Here is a 21908-nt window from a genome sequence, read left to right on the forward strand (position 1 = left end):
TCTACCATCCTTTAATTAATCATCTTTAATATCTAAAATATCACTACCAAATGTTTTGATCGCTTTTTCAACAACGTCAGCATTCGAATCCGACTCAGTTGCGACTTGCGATTCTGAATTCGAACTTGATTGCTGAACGGTGGCAGCAACTTGCGAATCTTGATGTGCTAAATCATCAACACCGTCATCAGCACTTGATGAATTTAACGAATCATTAGCAGGCTTTAAATCATCCTTTACTGCAGCACTTTTGGGAGCTGCAGAACTAGGGTTAGAATTTTCATTAGGCATTACCCCACTACGAGTGTAATAGTCATGCCTAACTTTAGGCCACTGGTTCTCTGACACATATGCCAAGTTAGGAGTATACCCAATAAATTGATTAAAGCCTTTACCAATTATATCATCTAATTCGCGGTCATTAACTGCCCGTTGGTAAAAGAAATCATAACCAAATGATACCACAACTCCACTACTGCTGGCAGCTACTGGGGTAGCAATACTAAGTAAAGATTTATAAATAATCGGCATCTTTTGGACTAACTCAGTCCAAGCGCTGCGCACGCGGACTAAGTCCTCCTTAGTGGCTGAATCTAAAATAGGATAAATTTTACTCAAGTTCACCTTAATTGTTTTTTGATTCACATCTATTTTATTATTCTGTTGATTGTTAGTCGAGGCAGCATTTACAGGTTGTGAATTCTGATTATTTTGCGATTGCTGCATTTGTTGTTGCTTAAGTTGATTGATCTGTTGTTTTAAGTCATTGATCTGAACAGACAAATTTTGAATTAGATGTTGGTCATTTTCATTGTGTTCGACAGAACTAGACGCATTATTTTGACTTAACGTTGCAATTTTAACCGTTAGCACCTCTAAATAAACATCTGGGTGCATTGTATACCGCATTTGTTGTTGGATATCATTCAAATTTTCAATAATTTGATAAATAATATTCGAATCTACCCGCTCAGCTAATTGTTTGAACTGGTCATTAACGATCCCTAACTCCTGTTCTAATAGCATTTCAGGAGCTTGTTTATAAAGAAGGATGTTTTGATAATAACTAATCAAGTCTTCAATAAATTGCCCAGCATCTTTGCCCTCATCCATAATTTTACGAACAGAAACTAGCGCAGCTTTCACATCTTGATTAAAAACATCACTTACGTACTGAAATAGTAAAGACGTAGTAACACTGCCAGTAACTTGCAGCGCATTATCATAGGTAACAACATCATCTCCATATGACATCGTTTGATCTAAAATGCTCAGGGCATCCCGCATTCCACCCTCAGCTGCCTTCGCAATTACCTTCAAAGCACGATCGTCATATTTTACTGATTTTTGATTCAGTATATATTCCATTCGTTCTAAGATATCCTTAGGTTGAATCCGTTTAAAATCAAAACGCTGGGTCCGAGAAATAATCGTAGCTGGCAGCTTATGGGGCTCCGTCGTCGCTAGTATAAAAATAACGTTAGCAGGAGGTTCTTCTAATGTCTTTAACAAGGCATTAAAGGCCCCCGTAGAAAGCATGTGCACTTCATCGATAATATAAACTTTGTATGTTGCTTCAGTTGGCGCATACTTGGCCTTATCACGGATGTCTCGAATTTCATCAACCCCATTATTAGAAGCGGCATCGATTTCAATTACATCATTTAAGGTCCCATTCGTAATGGATTTACAAATTTTACATTCATTACAAGGTTCACCATCCTTTACGTTCGGACAATTAACAGCCTTTGCAAAAATCTTGGCAGCAGATGTTTTACCAGTTCCACGGGGCCCAGAGAATAGGTAAGCATGACTAATTTGATTCGTAATAATGGTATTCTTTAACGTTTCAGTAATAACGTGTTGGCCAACTAAATCGGCAAAACGTTGGGGCCGCCAAACTCGGTACAGCGCTTGATAACTCATCTACTTTTCCTCCTAATAATGATAACGATAACGAAACAACTATTAACAATTATAAATGGAATTAAACACGATTTCTAATCAAACCATGTTAAAATAAAAAATCTCTTAGCCTAAACAGACTAAGAGGGCGTTATTCTATGTACGAGAAGCACAGAACGTAGGAAACTTAGTGCTGCTTCCTTCCGGATCTGACACGGTTCGTTAGCACATCCTTGCTTCAAGGCCTAACGGCAAATATTATCTTAACTTATTTTACTATGATTGTCCAGAACGACGAGCCATTTTTTTACGCTTCCGAGCTGCCTTAAAAAATGATTTCATTATCGTTTTAGAATCATTAGCTAATATCCCACCGTTAACGTTGACTTGATGATTAAATCGCTGATCGTTCAAAACTTGGTATAGGCTATCAACCACCCCACCCTTAGCATTACGGGAACCATAATAAAGATTTTTAATGCGCGCATTTAAAATCGCCCCCGCACACATTAAACAGGGTTCAACGGTTACATATAGATCACAATCTTCTAAGCGCCAACTATTCAAAGTACTACAGGCCTCTTGAATCGCAAAAATCTCAGCATGACCAGTGGCATCCTCGGCTAATTCACGGAGATTATGGCCAGTCCCGATTACCCTGCCATTATGAACGACTACTGCTCCAATTGGCACTTCATGAATGTAATAGGCCACTCGAGCCTCAGTTAGCGCCATTTGCATAAAAGATTCAATTTGTTGATTGTTCATTCGATCCCCCGCTATTGCTTGCGACTTTCTAAAATGTAATAGCCCTTATCACGCTTTAAAACCTTACAATTGCCAAACGTGTTGGTCATTAATCGCTTAGCGGATGGTGCTCCTTGCTTTTTTTGCAACACAACGGTAAGGCGTCCTCCGATTACTAAGTGCTCCAATGCGCCAGTAATCATATCATCAACAACTTTTTTACCAGCTCGCACTGGTGGGTTCGTAATTACAGCTGCAAATTGTTCTGGAACCGATTCATAACCATCAGAATTTTTAACGATCACGTTTTGGACCTGGTTTTGCTTAGCATTTACTTCAGCCAATGCTAACGCCCGATTGTTAACATCAACTAAGGTAAATTGACGATGTGGGTACTTTTTAGCCAAGGACAAACCAATTGGACCATATCCACAACCTAAATCTAAGATGTCTCCATCGGGCAGGGCATTAATTTCAACGTTGTCAATTAAAACCCGTGATCCATAATCAACAGTCTTTTTCGAAAAAACACCGTTATCGGTAGTGAAAGTAAATCGATTCCCTAATAATTCAAAATTCCATGTCTGTTCTTCGTGTTTAACATCAGGATTTGGTGTATAATAATATTCAGTCATTTCTACCATCCGTTTCTATAAGGTTAATAATATTTATCGAATTTAATACTAAAAAAGTAATTTTAAAATTGTTTCACACATTATCATAATACCACATCTAGTGTTACACGAATTTAGAGACACTACTTGTGGTATTTTTACATTGAAATTATTTATTAAGAGTGTAAAATTAAAACATGTCGATATCAATTGAGGTTCACCTCAATTGATTCGAATTAAAATGAAAATTTACTGGAGGTCGCGCTTATGACACAAGTTACCCTATTCTCAAAAAACAACTGTATGCAATGCAAAATGACAAAACGTTTTCTAGAAGAACACTCAATCGACTTCAATGAAATCAACATCAATGAACAACCAGAATACATTGAAACATTAAAATCAGAAGGATTTATGGCAATGCCAGTTGTTAAAGCTGACGGCATTAAGGCATTTAGCGGTTTTAGACCTGATCAACTAAATAAGTTATCAGTGTTAGCCTAAGCTTAAATAATTCTACTACAATGGCGATGTCTGTAAAGACCTCGCCACTTTTATTTTAGCAAATTTTGAAGGAGAGCGTGGAGAAATAATGGGACTATCGAATCTAAAGGACGTTACTTATTACGACTTAAACAATGAAATCAACATCCCAGTTGATGGTCAAATTCAACTGGACAAGGACAAAGAAGCACTAGCAGCCTTTTTAAAGGAAAACGTCCAACCAAATACTAAGCAATTTGAATCATTAAAAGCAAAATACCAATACCTAGTTGATAATGACTATTTAGAAAAGGAATTCATAAGCAAGTACAACTTTAGCTTCATTGAAAAGCTATATGATTACTTAAAGGCACAAAATTTCCATTTCAAAACATTCATGGCCGCATATAAATTCTATGCCCAATATGCTTTAAAAACTAACGATAATGAATACTACCTAGAAAACTTCATTGATCGTGCAGCCGTAAACGCCCTTTACTTTGCTGATGGTAACGAAGAATTGGCAATGAGTTTAGCAAATGAAATCATTAACCAACGTTACCAACCAGCTACCCCTAGTTTCTTAAATGCCGGGCGGAAGCGTCGTGGTGAACTGGTATCTTGTTTCTTAATTCAAACAACTGATGATATGAATACAATTGGTAGAACCATTAATTCCGCCCTTCAATTATCCAGAATTGGTGGCGGGGTTGGAATCAACCTTTCGAACTTAAGAGCCGCTGGCGATCCAATCAAGCACATTGAAGGAGCCGCAAGTGGGGTCGTTCCAGTAATGAAATTGCTAGAAGATAGTTTCTCATACTCCAACCAATTAGGCCAACGCCAAGGAGCCGGGGTGGTTTATCTCAGTCTTTTCCATCCTGACATTATTTCCTTCCTATCCGCTAAAAAAGAAAACGCTGATGAAAAAATTCGGGTCAAGACCCTGTCATTAGGGGTAACCGTTCCTGATAAGTTCTATGAACTAGTGAGAGCTGATGCTGATATGTACCTATTCAGTCCTTACGATGTTGAACGGATTTATGGCGAACCCTTCTCATACGTTGATATTTCAAAAGAATATGACAACATGGTCAACAATCCGGAAATCAAAAAGACTAAGATCAAGGCGCGGGAGCTAGAAACTGAGATCAGTAAGCTTCAACAAGAATCAGGCTATCCTTACATCATCAATATCGATACTGCTAATCGTGCAAACCCAATCGATGGTAAGATCGTGATGAGTAACCTTTGTTCCGAAATCATGCAGGTCCAAACTCCATCCACTGTTAACAATAAACAAGAATACGTTAAGTTAGGGACTGATATTTCATGTAACCTAGGGTCCACAAATATGGTCAATATGATGGCCAGTCCTGACTTTGGCAAGTCGATTGAAGCAATGGTCCGAGCACTTACATTTGTTACCGATCATTCAGACATTGATGTCGTTCCATCAATTCAACATGGTAATAAATTAGCCCATACCATTGGTTTAGGTGCAATGGGGCTTCACAGCTTTCTCGCTAAAAATCAAATTGAATACGGTGCTCCTGAATCCATTGAATTCACTGGCGTATACTTTATGCTATTGAACTACTGGACACTAAAGATTTCTAACCAAATCGCACGGGAACGAAATACCACTTTCCATAATTTCGAAAAGAGCAAGTACGCAGATGGGACTTACTTTGATAAATACGTTGAGAAGGATTGGGGACCACAATCAGAACGGGTCAAGGAACTATTCAAGGGCATTTTCGTTCCGACCACTGAAGATTGGAACGAATTAAAGCAAGCCGTTATGAAGGATGGCCTTTACCACCAAAATCGATTAGCAGTCGCACCGAACGGATCGATTTCATACATCAATGATACTACTGCTAGTTTACATCCGATCATTAGCCGAATCGAAGAACGGTACGAATCAAAGATCGGTAAAATCTATTACCCTGCTCCATACCTTTCAAATGATACGATCAAGTACTACAAGTCTGCTTACGATATCGATATGCGCAAGGTCATCGACGTTTACGCAGCTGCTCAAGAACACATTGATCAAAGCATGAGTTTGACGCTATTCATGCGTTCCACCATTCCAGAAGGCCTCTACGAATGGAAGAATGGTCGGACTGATAAGATGTCGACTCGTGATCTAAACATCCTGAGAAACTACGCTTACTATAAGGGAATTAAGTCATTATACTACGTGAGAACATTTACAGATGACCAACAAGAAGTTGGGGCTAGTCAATGTGAAAGCTGTGTAATTTAAGATTATCTAATAAGTAGTTGTATAAATGATAATTATTAGTTATAGTTATTAGATATGTTTAATATTCGAACAGAAAGCTTATTTTATAGGATGGGAGAATCTCATGGAAAATTATAAAGCAATTAACTGGAACGCAATCAATGATGAAATTGACAAGGCGACCTGGGAAAAGTTAACCGAACAATTTTGGTTAGACACTCGGGTACCATTGTCAAACGATCTTCATGATTGGCGGAGCCTTGATGATGACCATAAATGGGTCGTGGGGCACGTTTTTGGCGGATTGACATTATTAGATACTTTGCAATCTCAAGATGGGATGGCAGCTTTAAAACAAGATGTTAGAACCCCTCATGAAACTGCAGTATTAAATAACATTCAATTTATGGAATCAGTGCATGCCAAAAGCTATTCATCAATTTTTTCAACGTTAAATACGAATGAAGAAATTAAAGAAATTTTTGATTGGAGCGACAGTGAAGAGTTCTTACAAAATAAAACTAAGAAGATCTACACGCTCTATCATGACGACAGCCATCCACTAAAGAAAAAGGTTTCCAGTGTTTTCCTTGAAACATTCTTATTCTATTCTGGCTTCTTTACCCCATTATGGTACCTCGGTAATAATAAGTTACCAAACGTAGCTGAAATCATTAAGTTAATTTTACGTGACGAATCGGTCCACGGAACTTATATTGGTTATAAATTCCAATTAGCTTTTAATCAACTTCCAGATAGTGAAAAAGAATCGATTAAAAGTTGGATGTATGACTTTCTTTATGAATTATATTCTAATGAAGAAAAGTACGTTCACGTGCTTTACGATCAAGTTGGCTGGTCTGACGAAGTCCTAACTTTTACCAGATATAATGCTAATAAAGCATTGATGAACCTAGGTCAAGATCCACTCTTCCCTGATACTGCAGATGATGTTAATCCAATCGTTATGAACGGAATTTCAACCTCTACTGCTAACCACGACTTCTTTTCACAAGTTGGAAATGGGTATCGACTAGGCCAAGTTGAGGCAATGAATAACGATGACTATGATATCGGTCGTCCTAAAAAATAATCAATCCACGCAAAAAGTGCCCCCTAGAATTATCTAGGGAGCACTTTTTTGGTTACTTCGATGAAAATAACTGTGCAATTAATTTAAACGGTCCTCGTTGATGCTGTTCCCCGCCAATCCGTTCGTTCACAATCATCAAAATTTGCAGCATTGTAAATATCAATGAACTCTTTCTGCGATAAACGATGTAACGAGGGACCCAGACATTAACGTATTTCTCCTTATATGATCTTAATCCTTGGAAACTATAAAACGATTGACCATAACGATAAACTAAGTTAGCAAGCTTTTCATCAATAAAACTAAACCGTGAACGACCAACATTTGATAATGGTGCCATTCCTAAGTTAAAGTATTGGTACTTATTTTCCAATGAATATTGGAATAAATTAATGAAAATGCCATCCATGATTCCAGATGGAGCATCTTCACTTGAACGCATCAAATCAATTGAAGTGATGTCATGTTCACCAGTTGGCATAATATTGGCAAACGCAACTACCTTGCCATCTTGGTTCTTCATGATCGCAATTGGTGCCTGATTCAAATAATAAGGGTCAAAATAGCCTAGCGAAAAGCCCTTTTCAGAATTACCGTTTAACCACTGGTCAGAAATATCCTTCAATTCATTCATAAATTGATCATCAAACGGTGGCTGAACAATTGAAAATACATACCCATCACGTTCAAACTTATGCATCAATGCTCGTTCACCCCGATGTTTTTTACCAACTAAGGTGAACTTGCTTAATTCGACCATTCCTTCTTCACCAGCCTTGGTAAAATCAAAGCCCTTTTCATGAAGGATCATGGTGAATTTTTCTCCAACTTCATAGAATACTAATGATAAACCAATTTTATCAGCATCGATCATAAATTGATCGATTGCTGCTGAAACCCGTTCTTGATTTCCAACTGGTTCTCCCATAATAACTAATTTATTTGCCTTTCGCTTAAACATAAAGAAGACTTGATCTTCATCATCTTCGGTATAGAAATAGATCTGCTTGTCGCGAACAAACGCTAAGTGACTCACTTCATTGCCACCAAATTGTTCAATTACTTTGCGAACTCGATCGGCATTAAAGGGTTGGTCTAACCATTTAGATTCCTTAGATGAGAAGTAGCGATAAATAATTACTAAAATTAGCGAAGCAGCTAATAATCCTAGAAAACCGGATAACCAAACCTGCTGGGATGGGAATAGATAGGAATTTTGTTGATGGAAAAAGCCCTTAAATGGTCCATGCTTAAAGTTATGGTGAAAACGGTTATAAATACCTAACAACGTGTAAGCTGTAAATGTAAATGCAAAAATAACCGTATCCATAATTCGTTGACCCCAGGAATAAGATAGTCGGGAACGATATAGTGAACCCTTGGATGCCCATAATAACAATATCAATATGATCGATAAAATGGTCATATTAGCAGGAAAACTCTCTTTCCACAAGGTATTACCAATCGCAACTATTAAAACGACTACCGTAGGCCAAAAGGCCCGATTGACTCTTGAACCGTATCCGCGCGCTAATCCAATGAGAATAAACGCTACGATAATTGTCGACAATTGATTCAAGAAGTAGAACGTATAAGGCTCGAACGATAGATAAAAGCTATTTACCAAGACCACGTTCGGTAAGGTAATCGAAAGTAACAACATAATTCCAGAAAAATAAAGGAAAAATGTCATTAAAAGCTGCGATGTCCTTTGAAAAATGGTCTTTGGAATATCATCTAAAAATTCATTAATCCGTTTCCCGTAATCATGAATGAACAGAATTAATGCAATCACAAACGGAATAACATAGTAAAAGATTCGGTAGAGTGCCAGCCAAACTAGTGTTTGTGGTTTATCAAGTCCGATCATAATCAATCCAGTCGTAATGGTTACATCGAATCCGCCCAATCCACCGGGCGTCATTCCAATTACCCCCATTAGGTTGGCGATAATGAATAACGGAAATACTGAGACTAAATTAACTTCAACGTGCATTAAAGCACCAATAATTAAGAACAGTGCAGCACAGCTTCCCCATTCTAAACAAGAACCCATGATCAAAGTTAATTCTCTTTTAATGGTTAAATCCTTGAAAAAATCTGAATTATTCAGACGGGTAATAATGAAAATAATGGGGAAATAAAGCGCTCCCGCAAAAAGAAATGGCCAATAATTAGCTAATACGCCATCCATATCGAAGCCAAAGATCATTATTAACGAAACCCAACAGAAAGTGGAAAGTCCCGCCAATAAAAACAATGCAATTTTAGAAATCGCATATAAAATTTCCTTAGGCTTAGCATTTTCATTGTAAAAATTAGCTCGTAGACTTGCCCCAATCAGTCCACCCAAACCCAAGATATTGGTAAACGCATTGGTAATCCATCCGGTTTTAACAATATAAAGGGGCTTAAATTTACCAGGTAAAAATTTCACAATTGTAAAATCATATACTAGCATTGGTAAAACCGCAATAATCCCCAATACAAACATGATTAATAGCGATGTTGGCGATTGACTTTCAAAACTAGCCTTAACCTGTTGACCATTCACTTCAGAAATAATTTTTGAAAATTCTCGAATTGAAAAAATTAAAACTGAAAAAATGAATAAAATTCGAATAACCTTAAGGTGCCTAGCAAAAAATTCCCTAGTATTTTGATATAAAGATTTCAACGGAAGTGCCCTCCATCTCTAAACTTAGTTCCAATAAACAAAAAAGCGCATGGCATCTAAATGCCACACGCTTTAAGCTTAATACTAAAATTACTTAAGGGTAACAGTAGCACCAGCAGCTTCAAGTTGTTCCTTGAGCTTGTTAGCTTCTTCTTCAGAAACGCCTTCCTTAACAACGGCAGGAGCACCGTCAACCATGTCCTTAGCGTCCTTCAAACCAGCACCAGTGATTTCACGAACTGCCTTGATAACCTTGATCTTAGCACTACCAGCTGAAGTTAATTCAACGTCGAATGAATCCTTAGCGCCACCATCGGCACCAGCAGCACCAGCAGCTGCAACAGGAGCAGCAGCTGAAACACCGAATTCATCTTCGATTGACTTAACTAAGTCGTTTAAGTCAGAGATTGAAGCATCTTTAAGTTGAGCAATAATATTATCTTTATCAAAAGCCATTTTATTTTCCTCCATTTTGGATAAATTTTAATTTTTAAGCGGCACTATCGTCGTCTTTACTTTCAGCAATTGCCTTAACACCGTAAGCAACGTTCCGAATAGGAGCTTGCAATACGTTAGCAAGAGTAGCAAGTAATTCGTCACGACTTGGTAATGAAGCGAATTCATTAATTTCATCTAATGAAGCAACCTTCTTTTCAATCATACCACCCTTGATAACAAGAGCGTCATTATTGTCAGCAAAGTTCTTCAAGATCTTAGCGGGAGCAATTGGGTCTTCGTTAGAGAAGGCAACTGCAGTAGGTCCCTTAAAGATATCCTTTAATTCTTCATAACCAGCCTTTTCAGCAGCACGACTGATAACGTTGTTTTTAATAACGTTAAATGAAACGTCAGCATCACGTAATTGCTTACGTAAGTCAGTAACGTCAGCAACATCTAATCCACGGTAGTTAACTACGATCGCAGAGTTAGCATCTTGCAATTTCTTTGTAAATTCTGCTACTAATTCTTCCTTAGCAGCTAAAACATCTTTACGCATCCATTTTCACCTCCCAAATTTGTTTGGGATTTAAATAAAAAAATCCCCACGCCTACCCAGACATAGAGAGAATTGAATTCCTCGGCAGGATATTTAAGGCGAACGCCACCTGAGTCTTAGGTAGATTGATATAACAGAGTAACTATACCACAAGGGATCGTTACAGTCAATATGAGGATTTTTTATTTCGATCCTAGTTTAATAACTTAGAATGATTCAACGTCAACCTTAACTCCAGGGCCAAAAGTTGAAGCGATTGAAATATTCTTAATGTAAGTCCCACGTACTGAAGCAGGGCGGTTCTTAGCAATAATGTTTTCAATTTCTTTTAAGTTACCAACTAATTTGTCAGCATCGAATGATACCTTACCAACTAAAACAGCAACGTTTCCGTCACGGTCAGTACGGTAAGTAACTTGACCTGCTTTGGCATCATTAACAGCCTTAGCAACGTCCATAGTAACAGTACCAGTCTTAGGGTTTGGCATTAAACCTTTAGGTCCAAGTACCCGACCAAGACGACCAACTTGTGCCATCATGTCAGGAGTAGCGATTGCAACATCAAAGTCCAACCAACCGTCTTGAATCTTTTCAGCTAAATCAGCGTCACCAACGAAGTCAGCGCCAGCTTCCTTAGCAGCAGCGGCCTTGTCACCCTTAGCAAATACAACAACAGTTTGGTCTTTACCGGTCCCATTTGGTAACACAGTAGCACCACGCAATTGTTGGTCTGCTTGCTTAGTATCAACGTTTAAGTTAAATGCAACTTCAACACTTGCGTCAAAGTTTGCAAAATCAATTTTCTTAACCAAGTTAACTGCATCTTCAACAGAGTAAGCCTTTTCACGGTCTACTTGCTTAAGTGCGTCTTGGTATTTTTTACCTCTATTACGAGCCATGTGTATTTTCCTCCTTGCAATTGTGGTTATAACGGATAAACCTCCCACTTGATACCCTAAAATCAATTAGAGCATCGGGGCCTACCCACAGTATGAATGAAATTACTTAACAGTGATCCCCATACTGCGTGCAGTACCTTCGACCATACGCATTGCGGCTTCTACATCAGCTGCGTTAAGATCTTTCATCTTAGTTTCGGCGATTTCCTTCACTTGGTCCTTGGTAACTTCAGCTACCTTGTTAGTGTTAGGTTCACCAGAACCCTTTTGAATTCCAGCAGCTTTCTTTAATAATACTGCAGCTGGTGGTGTCTTAGTAATAAATTCGAATGAACGGTCATCGAAAACAGTAATAACAACTGGGATAATCATACCAGCTTGATCAGCGGTACGGGCATTAAAGTCCTTAGTGAATCCCATGATGTTAATTCCAGCTTGACCTAAAGCAGGTCCAACTGGAGGAGCGGGTGTTGCTTTACCCGCAGGAATTTGTAATTTAACTACATTAGCTACTTTTTTAGCCACGAGACATACCTCCTTAAGTCCGTGTGTGGTAAATGGAGATCTAAATTTCTCCTCCCACGTTCAAAAACATATGCAAAAAACATACAAAAGTAAATATAACACAAAGTTATTTGTGTTTCAAGGTTTTATTCATCAGTTTTAATTTGATTAAAATCTAATTCAGCACTAGTTTCCCGACCGAACATATCAATATCAACCTTTAATTTAGCTTTTTCATTATCAATTTCAATAATCTTACCAGATAGTCCGGAAAATGCACCATCAATAATGGTAACAGTGTCACCAACTTTGGCATCGATTTCCTTTGTTTCAGGAGTTTGATCCAAACGACTCAAGATTAATTCTACTTCATCAGGTAGCAATGGCGTTGGTTTACTTCCTTGTCCATGGGAACCAATAAAACCAGTCACTCCTGGTGTATTTCGAACAATATACCATGATTCATCGGTCATAACCATTTGAATTAATACATATCCAGGGAAAGTCTTGTCCATTTTAATCTTATCTTTCCCGTTCTTAACTTCATGTTCTTCTTGTTCAGGAACGACTACTCTAAAGATATAGTTTGACATCCCCATTGATTCCTTACGTGACTCGATGTTCGCTTTGACACGGTTCTCATAACCAGAGTAAGTATGTAATACATACCATTGTTTTTCTGCTGATTCTACCATTTCAAATTGCTCCTTTATTTATTAATCATTCAACCATCTAGAATATTATATCATAATAACCACTATCCACTAATTATGCAAAATTTTCCAAAATAAAAAAACCTCACATTTGTAGGTTTTTATATATCTTATAAAATCTTTAATAATAGCTGAACCAAGTGGTCGACAACTGCAAAGAAAACTGCAAATAAAATTGTAACTCCTAAAACAGTTGAAGTATCTTCCCTTGTTTGTTTAGCATTAGGCCAAACAACAATTTTCATTTCTTGAATAACGCTCTTAAAAAAATTAATTAATCGCATAAGACCCTCCTACTAGCGTGTCTCTCGATGCAAAGTATGCTTTCCACAGTGCTTACAAAATTTTTTTACTTCTAGGCGTTCAGATCGTTTTGAATTGTCATCCGTGATGTAATTCCGTGATCCACAAACTGAACATGCTAGTACTAACTTATTTTTTGACATAGGAATACCCCCACGTAATCATTTAAATATTAGCATGTTCAACCTTGGTAGTCAAACATCACTAAATCAACGTTCATTCCATTTGGTTAAACTTACGCTTACAACGTTCAAAAGCATTTATTACTTTTTCTTCCGAACAATTATACTTATTAGCAATCTTACTTATGGAGGATGATTTTACCATTTCACCAAAAACCCTAGATTCAAATTTAGAAAGCTTACTAAAGATTGCACTTAGCTTTTCAATTTGAAAAATTAATTTTTCAGGACAAAATGAATTCGTATCAACAAGCGTATCAGAATAAAAACCCTCAGATGCTTCAAATGAACTCACTAAATTATCAGGAAATCTTTTTTGGGCATTCTTACGCCGAATTAAATCAAAAAAGCGGTTTTTTAATGCTTGGCGGTAATAACTACCAAAGCTAATCCCTCTTTCACAATCATATTTATCTACGATTCGGACTAAAACGATCATTGATTCTTGATACCAATCCTCAATTTCCATTCCCTTGATAAAATATTGCCGCCACATTTTATTAACGATTGGTTTATATTTATTAAATAACTTTCTAATTGATTGCTCGTTCCCACTTTGAATCGATTTAATTAAATCAATTTCACTAATAATTTGGTTTTTATGAATGGGTTTTTTAGATTTTATAACATGCGTAGTAGTAGTATTCGCAATTCGATTTTGTTCGATCGTGTTCATTATGGATCACCCCCTTTTAAACAAATTTAGCAAAAGGGTATCATAACAACAAGCGAACATTTATTCTTAAAACATGTACCAATTATTAAATATTAATTAATTAATAAAAATTAAATTAATTTATTGATCTGAAAGACGGTCTCGTAAATGCGCTAACTTACTTAACTGTTGATCTGAAAAAGGTGAATTACGTCCACTGCCTATGTTTTTATAACTATGCACATGGCGCGTAATTTCCTTTTTAGCACGCGTAACATCCCGCAATAAATCTCGGGAAGTCAATCGCAATGCGCCAGCTGAAAACACAGTCCATTGTTCAGCTTGATCACTGGTAACTACTATCACTTGGATAAAACGAGATTGCTTCTTACGAGCTAACGCTTCGATGTAGCTATCAGCAGTTTCATCCTTACCAGTCCAAACAATATCAAGATTATAATGTTTATCTTTTTTAGCCAACCCAGGAACATACATCGCATCAAAAATTATTACCATATTAATTTTACGGTATTTTTGATATTCCGATAAAATCCGTAGTAATTCGTCACGTGCTTCTGGTAAGCGATTATCCAATTTTAGTTCATTTAACTTTGGCCAACTACCAATTACATTATAAGCATCGACCAACAATAGCTGCTCTTTCATAATTAATCAACTCCATTATTTTAAGATAATGGATTTCTGGAGTTAAAACATTGATACATTAATAGTCCGGCAGCCACACTTGCATTTAAACTTTGTAATTCTCCGACCATTGGGATTGTTAACATTTCATCAACTTGCTTCTTTAGAAGCGGTGAAATTCCCTTGCCCTCATTTCCAATTACCAAAGCAACCGCACCATTTCCATTCCATTTCCGGTAATCAGTTCCATTAACATCGGTTCCAAAAATCCAAACATTACGATCTTTTAATTCATTTACGGTTTGTACCAAATTTGTAACCCGAGCAACTGGAACCCGTTCAATCGCGCCAGCAGAAGTCTTAGCAACAGTTGAAGTTAAACCGACTGCACGATGCTTTGGAATAATGATTCCAGAAACACCAGCAGCATCAGCGGTTCTCATAATGGAACCTAAGTTATGTGGATCCTCAATACTATCCAAAATTACGAAAAATGGAGCAGTCCCCTTTTTTTCAGCATTTTCAAAAATTTCATCGATCGTTGCGTATTTATATGATGCAATCGCCAAAATGACACCTTGGTGATTTTGATGATCTGAAAGTAAATCTAACTTTGCTTTTGGAACCATCGAAATAATTAAATGACGACCCTTTGCTAATTTAATTATTTCACTAACCACTGCATCGCTTTTTTTAATTCCATCTTGCAAAAACACTTTATTAATTTCCTGCTTACTTCTTAAAGCCGCAACTGCAGGATGGCGGCCAATCACAAAATCGTCATTACTTTTCATGAATCGTTCTCCCATTATCAACTTGTTTTATACACCAATCAGCTAAGAAATTGAGCCGATCTAATTCTTCACTTAACGATAGGTAGCCCATTAACGCCTCAAATCCAGTTGAAATGCGATAAGTTACAACACTGGTGTTTTTAGCATGGGTATAACTCTTTGCATTTCTTCCCCGTTTAAAGACCGCCCATTCCGCTTCAGAAAGAATCCCATCTTCTTGCATTAGAGCAATCAAAGCTGCTTGCGCTTTCGCTGAAACGTACTTAGTAGCCACTTTTTGTAACCGATTTGGCTTCGTGATTCCAAGTGTAAGGAGGTGCTTACGGATGTATACCTCATAAACTGAATCACCTAAATAAGCTAAGACAACCCCGTTAAGCTGTTGATAATCAACATTCTTCTCTGTCATTATGATTCCCTTCTGAAACGAGTTCCTTGCGCTGTATCTTCAAGCACGATTCCCTGTGCCTTTAGCTCTGCTCTGATCTGATCACTACGTTCAAAATTACGATCATCACGCGCTTGATTCCGTTCTTGAATTAAGGCTTCAATTTTTTGATCATCTAATTGATCAACCGTAAACTCAATCCCAAAAATACTAGCTAGTTGCTTTAAACGTTGTAAGATCAACTTGATAGTATCCTTGAACACCAATGGGCGTTCGGAATAAACATTCCCTAACTTAGCTAATTCATAGACTTTATCAATTCCATTTTGCACATTAAAGTCATCATCCATGGCATCTTGAAAATCTGCTTGGATCTGTCTAATTTCTTGATCGACCTTTGGATCATTATAATCATCAGCATCCTTAAGCCGATAGCTTAAATTACTATAAGCAGTTTTGATTTTCTTTAAATTAGCAGCCGCTGTTTGCAAGTTAGTAGGATTATAATTAATTGGTCTACGATATTGAGTCGTCGACATCAAAAAACGGACTGCTTGTGGATCAGTGGTTTTAATTAAGTCATGGACCGTCACAAAGTTACCTAGGGACTTACTCATCTTTTCATTGTCTTCACCAACGGTCACGAATCCATTATGCATCCAGTAGTTAACGAATGTTTGCCCAGTTCTAGCTTGGCTTTGGGCACGTTCATTTTCATGATGAGGAAATTCTAGGTCGATGCCCCCACCATGAATATCGATTGTATCGCCGAGATACTTGGTAGCCATTACTGAACATTCAATATGCCATCCGGGACGACCCTTCCCCCATGGGGAATCCCAAGCAATCTCATCGCCCTTTTGCTTCTTCCAAAGTGCAAAATCAATTGGATCTTCTTTTTGGGCTGTTTCCTCATCACTAACGTGTTTACTAGCACCAGCCTCTAAGTCATCGATACTTTCATGCGCTAATTGACCATAGGTCGCAAACTTACGGGCCCGATAATAAACATTTCCATCAACGACGTAAGCATATCCCTTATCAACTAAATCACTCACGAATTGAATAATTTCTGGAATATTTTCAGTAGCACGCGGATGCTTGGTGGCCTTTTGGACATTTAAAGCCCGCGTATCTTCCATAAATGCAGCAATATATCTATCTGCCAGCTCGGGAACTGTAATCCCCTCTTGCTTAGCCGCATTAATCATCTTATCGTCAACGTCAGTAAAATTAGAAACATAATTAACTTGATATCCGCAGTATTCTAAGTAACGGCGAATGGTATCAAAAGCAACGACACTTCTCGCATTGCCAATGTGGATGTAATTGTAGACGGTAGGTCCACAGACGTACATATTCACTACTCCTGGATGAATTGGTTCAAAGTTTTCTTTTTCTTGAGTTAACGTATTGTAAATTTTTAGCACATCCTACACCCCAATCTCAAAATTATTAATAAGTGTTTTCATTTTAGCATAAACTAATCATCAATTTAAAATAAAAAAGGGTTCCTTTACGATAAATTATCGTACGGGAATCCTTTTTAAATTAATCAATTTGCTTTAATGTTTGTTCAATGTGTTCAAGGGCCTTATCGCGACCAATTAATTCAATTGATTCTGGCAATTCAGGACCAGTCATTTCATGGGTTACCGCGATTCTAATTGGCATCCAAAGTTTACGCCCCTTAATCTTGGTATCTTTTTGAACCGCCTTAATCGTTCTTAGAATTTCAATCTTATCAAAGATTTGTAATTCCTTTGCCCGCTTAGCAAATTCCTTTAGAACTACAGGTGCAGTATCGTTACTGATTTCTTCAAGTGCATCGCCAGTTACTTGATCTGGTTCATGGAAGAAAACATCAGCCATTTCATTAATTTGCGCCATGTAACTCATTTGTTGTTTGTAAACGTTGATCAGCTTCCGTGCCCATTCAACTGTCTTGGCATCTGGATTAGCTGGAATATTACCCTTATCGATCAATTGACGAAGCGCAAGATCCATCACAACGTCTTCATCACTAGATTTAACGTATTGATTATTGATCCATTCCAACTTTTTGTTGTCGAACTTAGCGGGTGACTTACTCAATCGCTTATAATCATACATCTTAATGAATTCACGTTCTGAGAAGATTTCATCTTCACCAACTGGTGACCAACCAAGTAAGGTAATGAAATTGAACATTGCTTCTGGGAGGTATCCTAAGTCGCGATATTGTTCAATGAATTGAATAATCGATTCATCACGTTTACTTAACTTCTTCCCTGAATCAGCGCTGGTGATCAAACTCATGTGCCCAAACTTAGGAGCATCCCAACCAAATGCATCGTAGATCATCAATTGCTTTGGTGTATTGGATACGTGGTCATCACCTCTAAAGACGTGGCTGATTTCCATTAAATGATCATCAACAACTACGGCGAAGTTATAAGTAGGCATCCCGTCACGCTTGGCAATAACGAAGTCCCCACCAACACTATCGGAATTAAATGATAAATGACCCTTTACCATATCATCCCATTCATAGTCATGGTTCTTTGGAACTCGGAACCGAATCACTGGCTTTAACCCCTTGGCTTTTGCATCAGCAATTGCTTGGTTCTTTTCTTCTTCGGTCATGCCTTCAAATTCATATTCATAATGGGGCATTACACCACGGGCCTTTTGTTCTTCTCGGTCAGCGGTAAGCTCTTCTTCAGTCCGATATGATTCATAAGCCTTCCCTTCATCCAATAATTTTTGAATGAGTGGTTCATAAATATCACGGCGTTCTGATTGACGGTATGGTCCAAAATCACCTGGTTTATCTGGACCTTCATCCCAATCCAAACCTAACCACTTTAAGTTATCTAATTGGCTGATTTCACCATCAGCCACGTTTCTTTTCGTATCAGTATCTTCAATTCTGATAATAAATTTACCCTTATTATGACGGGCAAAAAGATAATTGAAAATTGCAGTTCTTGCGTTTCCAATGTGTAAATGTCCAGTAGGACTTGGTGCGTATCTAACTCGAATCGAATTCTTAGCCAATTCTATTCCCCTCTTTTACTAAAATCGTTATTAATTATAACATACTCATATTTTTTTGCCCTAGGATTAACTTATTTTCTAAGCGCAATTGAAAGGGCCTCTCTAAGGGTTGAAACACCAATGACTTTAATTCCAGTCGGTGGTGTCCAACCATTCAAATTATTTTTAGGAACTAATACCCGTTCAAAGCCCAGCTTTTTAGCTTCTGCAACCCGTTGTTCAATTCTTGTGACCCGACGAATTTCTCCGGTCAATCCAATTTCTCCGATATAACATTCTGACGGAAGCGTTCCTTGATCCTTATAGCTAGAAGCAATGCTGACTGCCATTGCTAAATCAATTGCCGGCTCGTTCAACTTCACCCCACCAGCAGCTTTCAAATAAGCATCTTGGTTCTGTAACATTAGGCCCGCACGTTTTTCTAAAACTGCCATGATCAAGGAAACGCGGTTGCGATCCAGCCCAGATGCCGTCCGCTGAGCGTTTCCAAAAATCGATGGTGTGATCAAAGCCTGAATTTCAACTAGGATCGGCCGTGTTCCCTCCATTGAGACAACGATTGCCGATCCCGTTGCATCCTTAAGTCGTTCTTCTAGGAAAATTTCTGAAGGGTTCCGAACTTCTTTTAAGCCCCCCTCACGCATTTCAAAAACACCTAGCTCGTTCGTTGAACCAAACCGATTTTTAACGGCCCTTAGTAGTCGATAAGAATGGTGCATATCGCCTTCAAAGTAAAGGACCGTATCAACCATGTGTTCCAAAGTCTTAGGACCTGCTAATGCGCCACCCTTAGTAACATGACCAACTACGAAGATGGTAATCCCCTTTGACTTAGCAATGTTCATTAAATCAGAGGTAATCCCTCTAACCTGCGCAACGGAGCCAATCGCAGACTGGATTGCAGGCTCTTCGACAGTCTGAACTGAATCAATTACGACTGCATCTGGTTGTAACTCCTCAATGGCATGTCTAATTGAATCCATGTCAGTCTCTGGGTAAATATATAACTGATCACTAGCAACCGCTAAGCGATCAGCGCGCAACTTAATTTGATTAGCACTTTCTTCACCTGAAACATAAAGCATCTTGTGTCCAGAATTGCTTAACTCCCCTGATATTTGCAACAAGAGTGTTGATTTACCAATTCCTGGATCGCCACCAATTAATATTAATGAGCCAGGCACCACACCTCCTCCTAAGACGCGATTAAATTCCTCTGAATCCGTCTTTACTCGCATCTCAGTACGAGATTTAATTTCACCGACTAATTCAGGCCTAGTTGAGCTTCCATCAAAGTCAGTTCGACTAGGCGAAATTTTTTTGGCACTCCCGGTGCTTGCGTTTTGCGGTTTAACGATTTCTTCAACCAGTGTATTCCATTTGCCGCAATTGGGGCATCGGCCTAAGAAACGTGGTGAAATATATCCACAATTATCACAAACATACTGGGTTTTTACCTTTGCCAAGTGACCACCCCTTCCTACTTACCAGAAGAACCAAAACCACCAGTTCTTTGCTGGGCTTGACTAGCATCATCATTGTCCGCCACCAAGTAAGGCATAAAAATGCCTTGAGCAATTCTTTCACCCTTTTTAATTTTGCGATCAGTAAGCCCAAAGTTAATCATTTGAACGAAAATTTCGCCTTCATTATTGGGATTGTCATAATAATCAGCGTCAATTACACCAATTCCGTTCGGCAAATACATTCCCCGCTTAAGCGGATTACTAGAACGGTTCGCAATAATTAGGACCTCATCATTTTGCATATAAGCCTTAATACCAGTAGGTACTAACAGGGGTTTTAAAATTTGTTGAGCATCCTTTAAATCATCAGTAGCCACCTTTTTACGATGCTTGATGGCCCACAAAATCCGTAAAAAGTTCAGTTTCCAAATCGATGGTAGAACAAAATCCTCCGCACTAGCAAAATCATACCCAGCTGCCTGCTGAGTAGCTCGAAATGGAAGGGTTAATCCACTATCCTTATATTTTGAAACGATCTCAAATCCACGATTCATTTTTTCACGTCCTTAATTTAATTAATAGTCAAATTATACTATTATCCATTCTTTAAATCAGTATTCAAAAGATGATTTACGAAAAAAGTAGATAAATTAATTAGATTTTGCTAAAATTTTTTTATTAATAACGATAAATATTAAATCTTGAATTGCTTATTGCAACAAATTTTGAGACAATTACCATTAGCGAATAAATATGTTGGATTTTAATCGGATGATTAAATAGTTACTAAGTTCTCATTCCGCAGTACACTTATTAATTTCTAGAGGGGCATACAAGATGAGCCAAGACGATTTAAAAAAAATAGTTGGGATTGAATCCGTAAAGTACATTGAAGATGGGATGACCGTTGGATTAGGTACTGGTTCAACGGTTAAATACCTAGTTGAAGCATTAGGGGAACGGGTCAAAAATGAACACTTAAATATCATTGGAGTCCCAACTTCGAACCGAACTGCCAAGCGTGCAACCCAATTGGGAATCACGGTTAAGGATATTGACCAAGTTGACCATATTGATTTAACAATTGATGGAGCAGATCAAATTGATGCAAACTACCAGGGAATCAAGGGGGGCGGCATTGCCCACCTAAGAGAAAAAATCGTTGCAATTAATTCCAAGAAGAACATTTGGATCGTTGATGAATCGAAGTTAACTAAACAATTAGGTTCATTTCCCCTACCAGTCGAAGTTATCCCATATGGTAGTCAACAACTATTTAAAAAGTTTAAAAAGCGCGGCTACAATCCAAAATTTAGAATGGATGGTGAAAGATTCATTCTGACCCATTCCAAAAACTACATCATTGACCTTGGATTAGGTAAAATTGGTGATCCCCATAAACTCGCCAAAAATCTAAAGGATATGACTGGCGTCGTTGAACATGGACTATTTTTAGACATAGTTAATACAATTATCGTTGGCCATCCAGATGGTCCAGAAACAATTCAAGCTAGATAATCTGTAAAAATTAGCAAAACTCAGTGGGTTTT

Annotated in this window: 23 protein-coding genes, 1 other RNA gene and 1 other annotated feature; of the genes, 4 read left to right on the plus strand and 20 right to left on the minus strand. The window is 37.9% G+C overall.

Annotated elements, in window-relative coordinates; genetic code table 11:
• Nucleotides 1-15: 15 nt before the first annotated feature.
• From dnaX to ACSYTE_RS06635, 4 genes are all read right to left on the minus strand, one after another.
• Nucleotides 16-1926, minus strand: a complete 1911-nt coding sequence (gene dnaX, locus ACSYTE_RS06620; protein WP_491716654.1) for a DNA polymerase III subunit gamma/tau — start codon at nucleotides 1924-1926, stop codon at nucleotides 16-18.
• A 137-nt stretch (nucleotides 1927-2063) separates the two neighbouring features.
• Nucleotides 2064-2150: signal recognition particle sRNA small type (gene ffs, locus ACSYTE_RS06625), an RNA gene on the minus strand.
• Between the two features lie 31 nt (nucleotides 2151-2181).
• Nucleotides 2182-2673 carry a tRNA adenosine(34) deaminase TadA gene (tadA, locus tag ACSYTE_RS06630; protein ID WP_491716655.1) on the minus strand — a complete coding sequence of 164 codons (492 nt, stop codon included), beginning with the start codon at nucleotides 2671-2673 and terminating at the stop codon, nucleotides 2182-2184.
• 11 nt (nucleotides 2674-2684) lie between these two features.
• The gene (locus ACSYTE_RS06635) at nucleotides 2685-3287 is read right to left on the minus strand and encodes a class I SAM-dependent methyltransferase (protein ID WP_491716656.1); all 603 of its coding nucleotides are present in this window, start codon (nucleotides 3285-3287) and stop codon (nucleotides 2685-2687) included.
• A 246-nt stretch (nucleotides 3288-3533) separates the two neighbouring features.
• Between ACSYTE_RS06635 and ACSYTE_RS06640 the strand changes: the two genes are divergently transcribed.
• From ACSYTE_RS06640 to nrdF, 3 genes are all read left to right on the plus strand, one after another.
• A complete protein-coding gene (locus ACSYTE_RS06640; protein WP_491716657.1) occupies nucleotides 3534-3770 on the plus strand; it encodes a redoxin NrdH in 237 nt (78 codons plus the stop codon).
• A gap of 88 nt (nucleotides 3771-3858) precedes the next feature.
• Nucleotides 3859-6024: a class 1b ribonucleoside-diphosphate reductase subunit alpha gene (gene nrdE / locus ACSYTE_RS06645; protein ID WP_491716658.1), complete on the plus strand. Its 2166-nt coding sequence runs from the start codon at nucleotides 3859-3861 to the stop codon at nucleotides 6022-6024.
• Between the two features lie 103 nt (nucleotides 6025-6127).
• On the plus strand, nucleotides 6128-7096 hold the full coding sequence (nrdF, locus tag ACSYTE_RS06650) for a class 1b ribonucleoside-diphosphate reductase subunit beta (protein WP_491716659.1): 969 nt from the start codon (nucleotides 6128-6130) through the stop codon (nucleotides 7094-7096).
• 52 nt (nucleotides 7097-7148) lie between these two features.
• On the opposite strand, the gene mprF is transcribed toward nrdF, so the two are convergent.
• The 16 genes from mprF to ACSYTE_RS06730 all read right to left on the minus strand — a co-directional run bounded on the left by mprF (nucleotide 7149) and on the right by ACSYTE_RS06730 (nucleotide 20912).
• Entirely contained in the window at nucleotides 7149-9773 is a 2625-nt protein-coding gene (mprF, locus tag ACSYTE_RS06655) for a bifunctional lysylphosphatidylglycerol flippase/synthetase MprF (RefSeq protein WP_491716660.1), read from the minus strand.
• A 90-nt stretch (nucleotides 9774-9863) separates the two neighbouring features.
• Nucleotides 9864-10229, minus strand: coding sequence for a 50S ribosomal protein L7/L12 (rplL, locus tag ACSYTE_RS06660; protein WP_491716661.1), 366 nt, complete (start codon nucleotides 10227-10229; stop codon nucleotides 9864-9866).
• 34 nt (nucleotides 10230-10263) lie between these two features.
• The gene (gene rplJ, locus ACSYTE_RS06665; RefSeq protein ID WP_491716662.1) at nucleotides 10264-10770 is read right to left on the minus strand and encodes a 50S ribosomal protein L10; all 507 of its coding nucleotides are present in this window, start codon (nucleotides 10768-10770) and stop codon (nucleotides 10264-10266) included.
• A gap of 28 nt (nucleotides 10771-10798) precedes the next feature.
• Nucleotides 10799-10909, minus strand: a sequence feature (ribosomal protein L10 leader region).
• 67 nt (nucleotides 10910-10976) lie between these two features.
• Nucleotides 10977-11669, minus strand: a complete 693-nt coding sequence (gene rplA, locus ACSYTE_RS06670; RefSeq protein WP_219282776.1) for a 50S ribosomal protein L1 — start codon at nucleotides 11667-11669, stop codon at nucleotides 10977-10979.
• A 102-nt stretch (nucleotides 11670-11771) separates the two neighbouring features.
• Nucleotides 11772-12194: a 50S ribosomal protein L11 gene (gene rplK, locus ACSYTE_RS06675; protein ID WP_491716663.1), complete on the minus strand. Its 423-nt coding sequence runs from the start codon at nucleotides 12192-12194 to the stop codon at nucleotides 11772-11774.
• A 125-nt stretch (nucleotides 12195-12319) separates the two neighbouring features.
• Nucleotides 12320-12868 carry a transcription termination/antitermination protein NusG gene (gene nusG / locus ACSYTE_RS06680; protein WP_491716664.1) on the minus strand — a complete coding sequence of 183 codons (549 nt, stop codon included), beginning with the start codon at nucleotides 12866-12868 and terminating at the stop codon, nucleotides 12320-12322.
• A gap of 128 nt (nucleotides 12869-12996) precedes the next feature.
• Nucleotides 12997-13170, minus strand: coding sequence for a preprotein translocase subunit SecE (secE, locus tag ACSYTE_RS06685; protein ID WP_491716665.1), 174 nt, complete (start codon nucleotides 13168-13170; stop codon nucleotides 12997-12999).
• 12 nt (nucleotides 13171-13182) lie between these two features.
• The gene (gene rpmG, locus ACSYTE_RS06690) at nucleotides 13183-13332 is read right to left on the minus strand and encodes a 50S ribosomal protein L33 (RefSeq protein WP_491716666.1); all 150 of its coding nucleotides are present in this window, start codon (nucleotides 13330-13332) and stop codon (nucleotides 13183-13185) included.
• Nucleotides 13333-13405: 73 nt separating this feature from the next.
• Entirely contained in the window at nucleotides 13406-14047 is a 642-nt protein-coding gene (locus tag ACSYTE_RS06695) for a sigma-70 family RNA polymerase sigma factor (RefSeq protein WP_491716667.1), read from the minus strand.
• 120 nt (nucleotides 14048-14167) lie between these two features.
• Nucleotides 14168-14692, minus strand: coding sequence for an NYN domain-containing protein (locus ACSYTE_RS06700; RefSeq protein WP_491716668.1), 525 nt, complete (start codon nucleotides 14690-14692; stop codon nucleotides 14168-14170).
• Between the two features lie 20 nt (nucleotides 14693-14712).
• The gene (rlmB, locus tag ACSYTE_RS06705) at nucleotides 14713-15465 is read right to left on the minus strand and encodes a 23S rRNA (guanosine(2251)-2'-O)-methyltransferase RlmB (protein ID WP_491716669.1); all 753 of its coding nucleotides are present in this window, start codon (nucleotides 15463-15465) and stop codon (nucleotides 14713-14715) included.
• Nucleotides 15455-15874: a Mini-ribonuclease 3 gene (locus ACSYTE_RS06710; protein WP_491716670.1), complete on the minus strand. Its 420-nt coding sequence runs from the start codon at nucleotides 15872-15874 to the stop codon at nucleotides 15455-15457. The genes rlmB and ACSYTE_RS06710 overlap by 11 nt, the downstream gene beginning before the upstream one ends.
• Complete coding sequence (cysS, locus tag ACSYTE_RS06715; protein ID WP_491716671.1) at nucleotides 15874-17283, minus strand: cysteine--tRNA ligase; 1410 nt, start codon at nucleotides 17281-17283, stop codon at nucleotides 15874-15876. The genes ACSYTE_RS06710 and cysS overlap by 1 nt, the downstream gene beginning before the upstream one ends.
• A gap of 121 nt (nucleotides 17284-17404) precedes the next feature.
• On the minus strand, nucleotides 17405-18892 hold the full coding sequence (gene gltX / locus ACSYTE_RS06720) for a glutamate--tRNA ligase (protein ID WP_491716672.1): 1488 nt from the start codon (nucleotides 18890-18892) through the stop codon (nucleotides 17405-17407).
• Between the two features lie 71 nt (nucleotides 18893-18963).
• Nucleotides 18964-20358, minus strand: coding sequence for a DNA repair protein RadA (gene radA / locus ACSYTE_RS06725; RefSeq protein WP_491716673.1), 1395 nt, complete (start codon nucleotides 20356-20358; stop codon nucleotides 18964-18966).
• 14 nt (nucleotides 20359-20372) lie between these two features.
• A complete protein-coding gene (locus tag ACSYTE_RS06730; protein WP_491716674.1) occupies nucleotides 20373-20912 on the minus strand; it encodes a dCTP deaminase/dUTPase family protein in 540 nt (179 codons plus the stop codon).
• A gap of 283 nt (nucleotides 20913-21195) precedes the next feature.
• Between ACSYTE_RS06730 and rpiA the strand changes: the two genes are divergently transcribed.
• The gene (rpiA, locus tag ACSYTE_RS06735) at nucleotides 21196-21876 is read left to right on the plus strand and encodes a ribose-5-phosphate isomerase RpiA (RefSeq protein WP_491716675.1); all 681 of its coding nucleotides are present in this window, start codon (nucleotides 21196-21198) and stop codon (nucleotides 21874-21876) included.
• Nucleotides 21877-21908: the final 32 nt, after the last annotated feature.

This window comes from Nicoliella sp. ESL1120 (genome assembly GCF_058508515.1).

Excerpts from the sequence above, each read along its gene's own strand:
- dnaX (WP_491716654.1), bottom strand. The coding sequence starts at position 1,926 with ATGAGTTATCAAGCGCTGTACCGAGTTTGGCGGCCCCAACGTTTTGCC.
- tadA (WP_491716655.1), bottom strand. The coding sequence starts at position 2,673 with ATGAACAATCAACAAATTGAATCTTTTATGCAAATGGCGCTAACTGAG.
- ACSYTE_RS06635 (WP_491716656.1), bottom strand. The coding sequence starts at position 3,287 with ATGACTGAATATTATTATACACCAAATCCTGATGTTAAACACGAAGAA.
- ACSYTE_RS06640 (WP_491716657.1), top strand. The coding sequence starts at position 3,534 with ATGACACAAGTTACCCTATTCTCAAAAAACAACTGTATGCAATGCAAA.
- nrdE (WP_491716658.1), top strand. The coding sequence starts at position 3,859 with ATGGGACTATCGAATCTAAAGGACGTTACTTATTACGACTTAAACAAT.
- nrdF (WP_491716659.1), top strand. The coding sequence starts at position 6,128 with ATGGAAAATTATAAAGCAATTAACTGGAACGCAATCAATGATGAAATT.
- rplL (WP_491716661.1), bottom strand. The coding sequence starts at position 10,229 with ATGGCTTTTGATAAAGATAATATTATTGCTCAACTTAAAGATGCTTCA.
- rplJ (WP_491716662.1), bottom strand. The coding sequence starts at position 10,770 with ATGCGTAAAGATGTTTTAGCTGCTAAGGAAGAATTAGTAGCAGAATTT.
- rplA (WP_219282776.1), bottom strand. The coding sequence starts at position 11,669 with ATGGCTCGTAATAGAGGTAAAAAATACCAAGACGCACTTAAGCAAGTA.
- nusG (WP_491716664.1), bottom strand. The coding sequence starts at position 12,868 with ATGGTAGAATCAGCAGAAAAACAATGGTATGTATTACATACTTACTCT.
- secE (WP_491716665.1), bottom strand. The coding sequence starts at position 13,170 with ATGCGATTAATTAATTTTTTTAAGAGCGTTATTCAAGAAATGAAAATT.
- rpmG (WP_491716666.1), bottom strand. The coding sequence starts at position 13,332 with ATGTCAAAAAATAAGTTAGTACTAGCATGTTCAGTTTGTGGATCACGG.
- ACSYTE_RS06695 (WP_491716667.1), bottom strand. The coding sequence starts at position 14,047 with ATGAACACGATCGAACAAAATCGAATTGCGAATACTACTACTACGCAT.
- ACSYTE_RS06700 (WP_491716668.1), bottom strand. The coding sequence starts at position 14,692 with ATGAAAGAGCAGCTATTGTTGGTCGATGCTTATAATGTAATTGGTAGT.
- rlmB (WP_491716669.1), bottom strand. The coding sequence starts at position 15,465 with ATGAAAAGTAATGACGATTTTGTGATTGGCCGCCATCCTGCAGTTGCG.
- ACSYTE_RS06710 (WP_491716670.1), bottom strand. The coding sequence starts at position 15,874 with ATGACAGAGAAGAATGTTGATTATCAACAGCTTAACGGGGTTGTCTTA.
- ACSYTE_RS06730 (WP_491716674.1), bottom strand. The coding sequence starts at position 20,912 with ATGAATCGTGGATTTGAGATCGTTTCAAAATATAAGGATAGTGGATTA.
- rpiA (WP_491716675.1), top strand. The coding sequence starts at position 21,196 with ATGAGCCAAGACGATTTAAAAAAAATAGTTGGGATTGAATCCGTAAAG.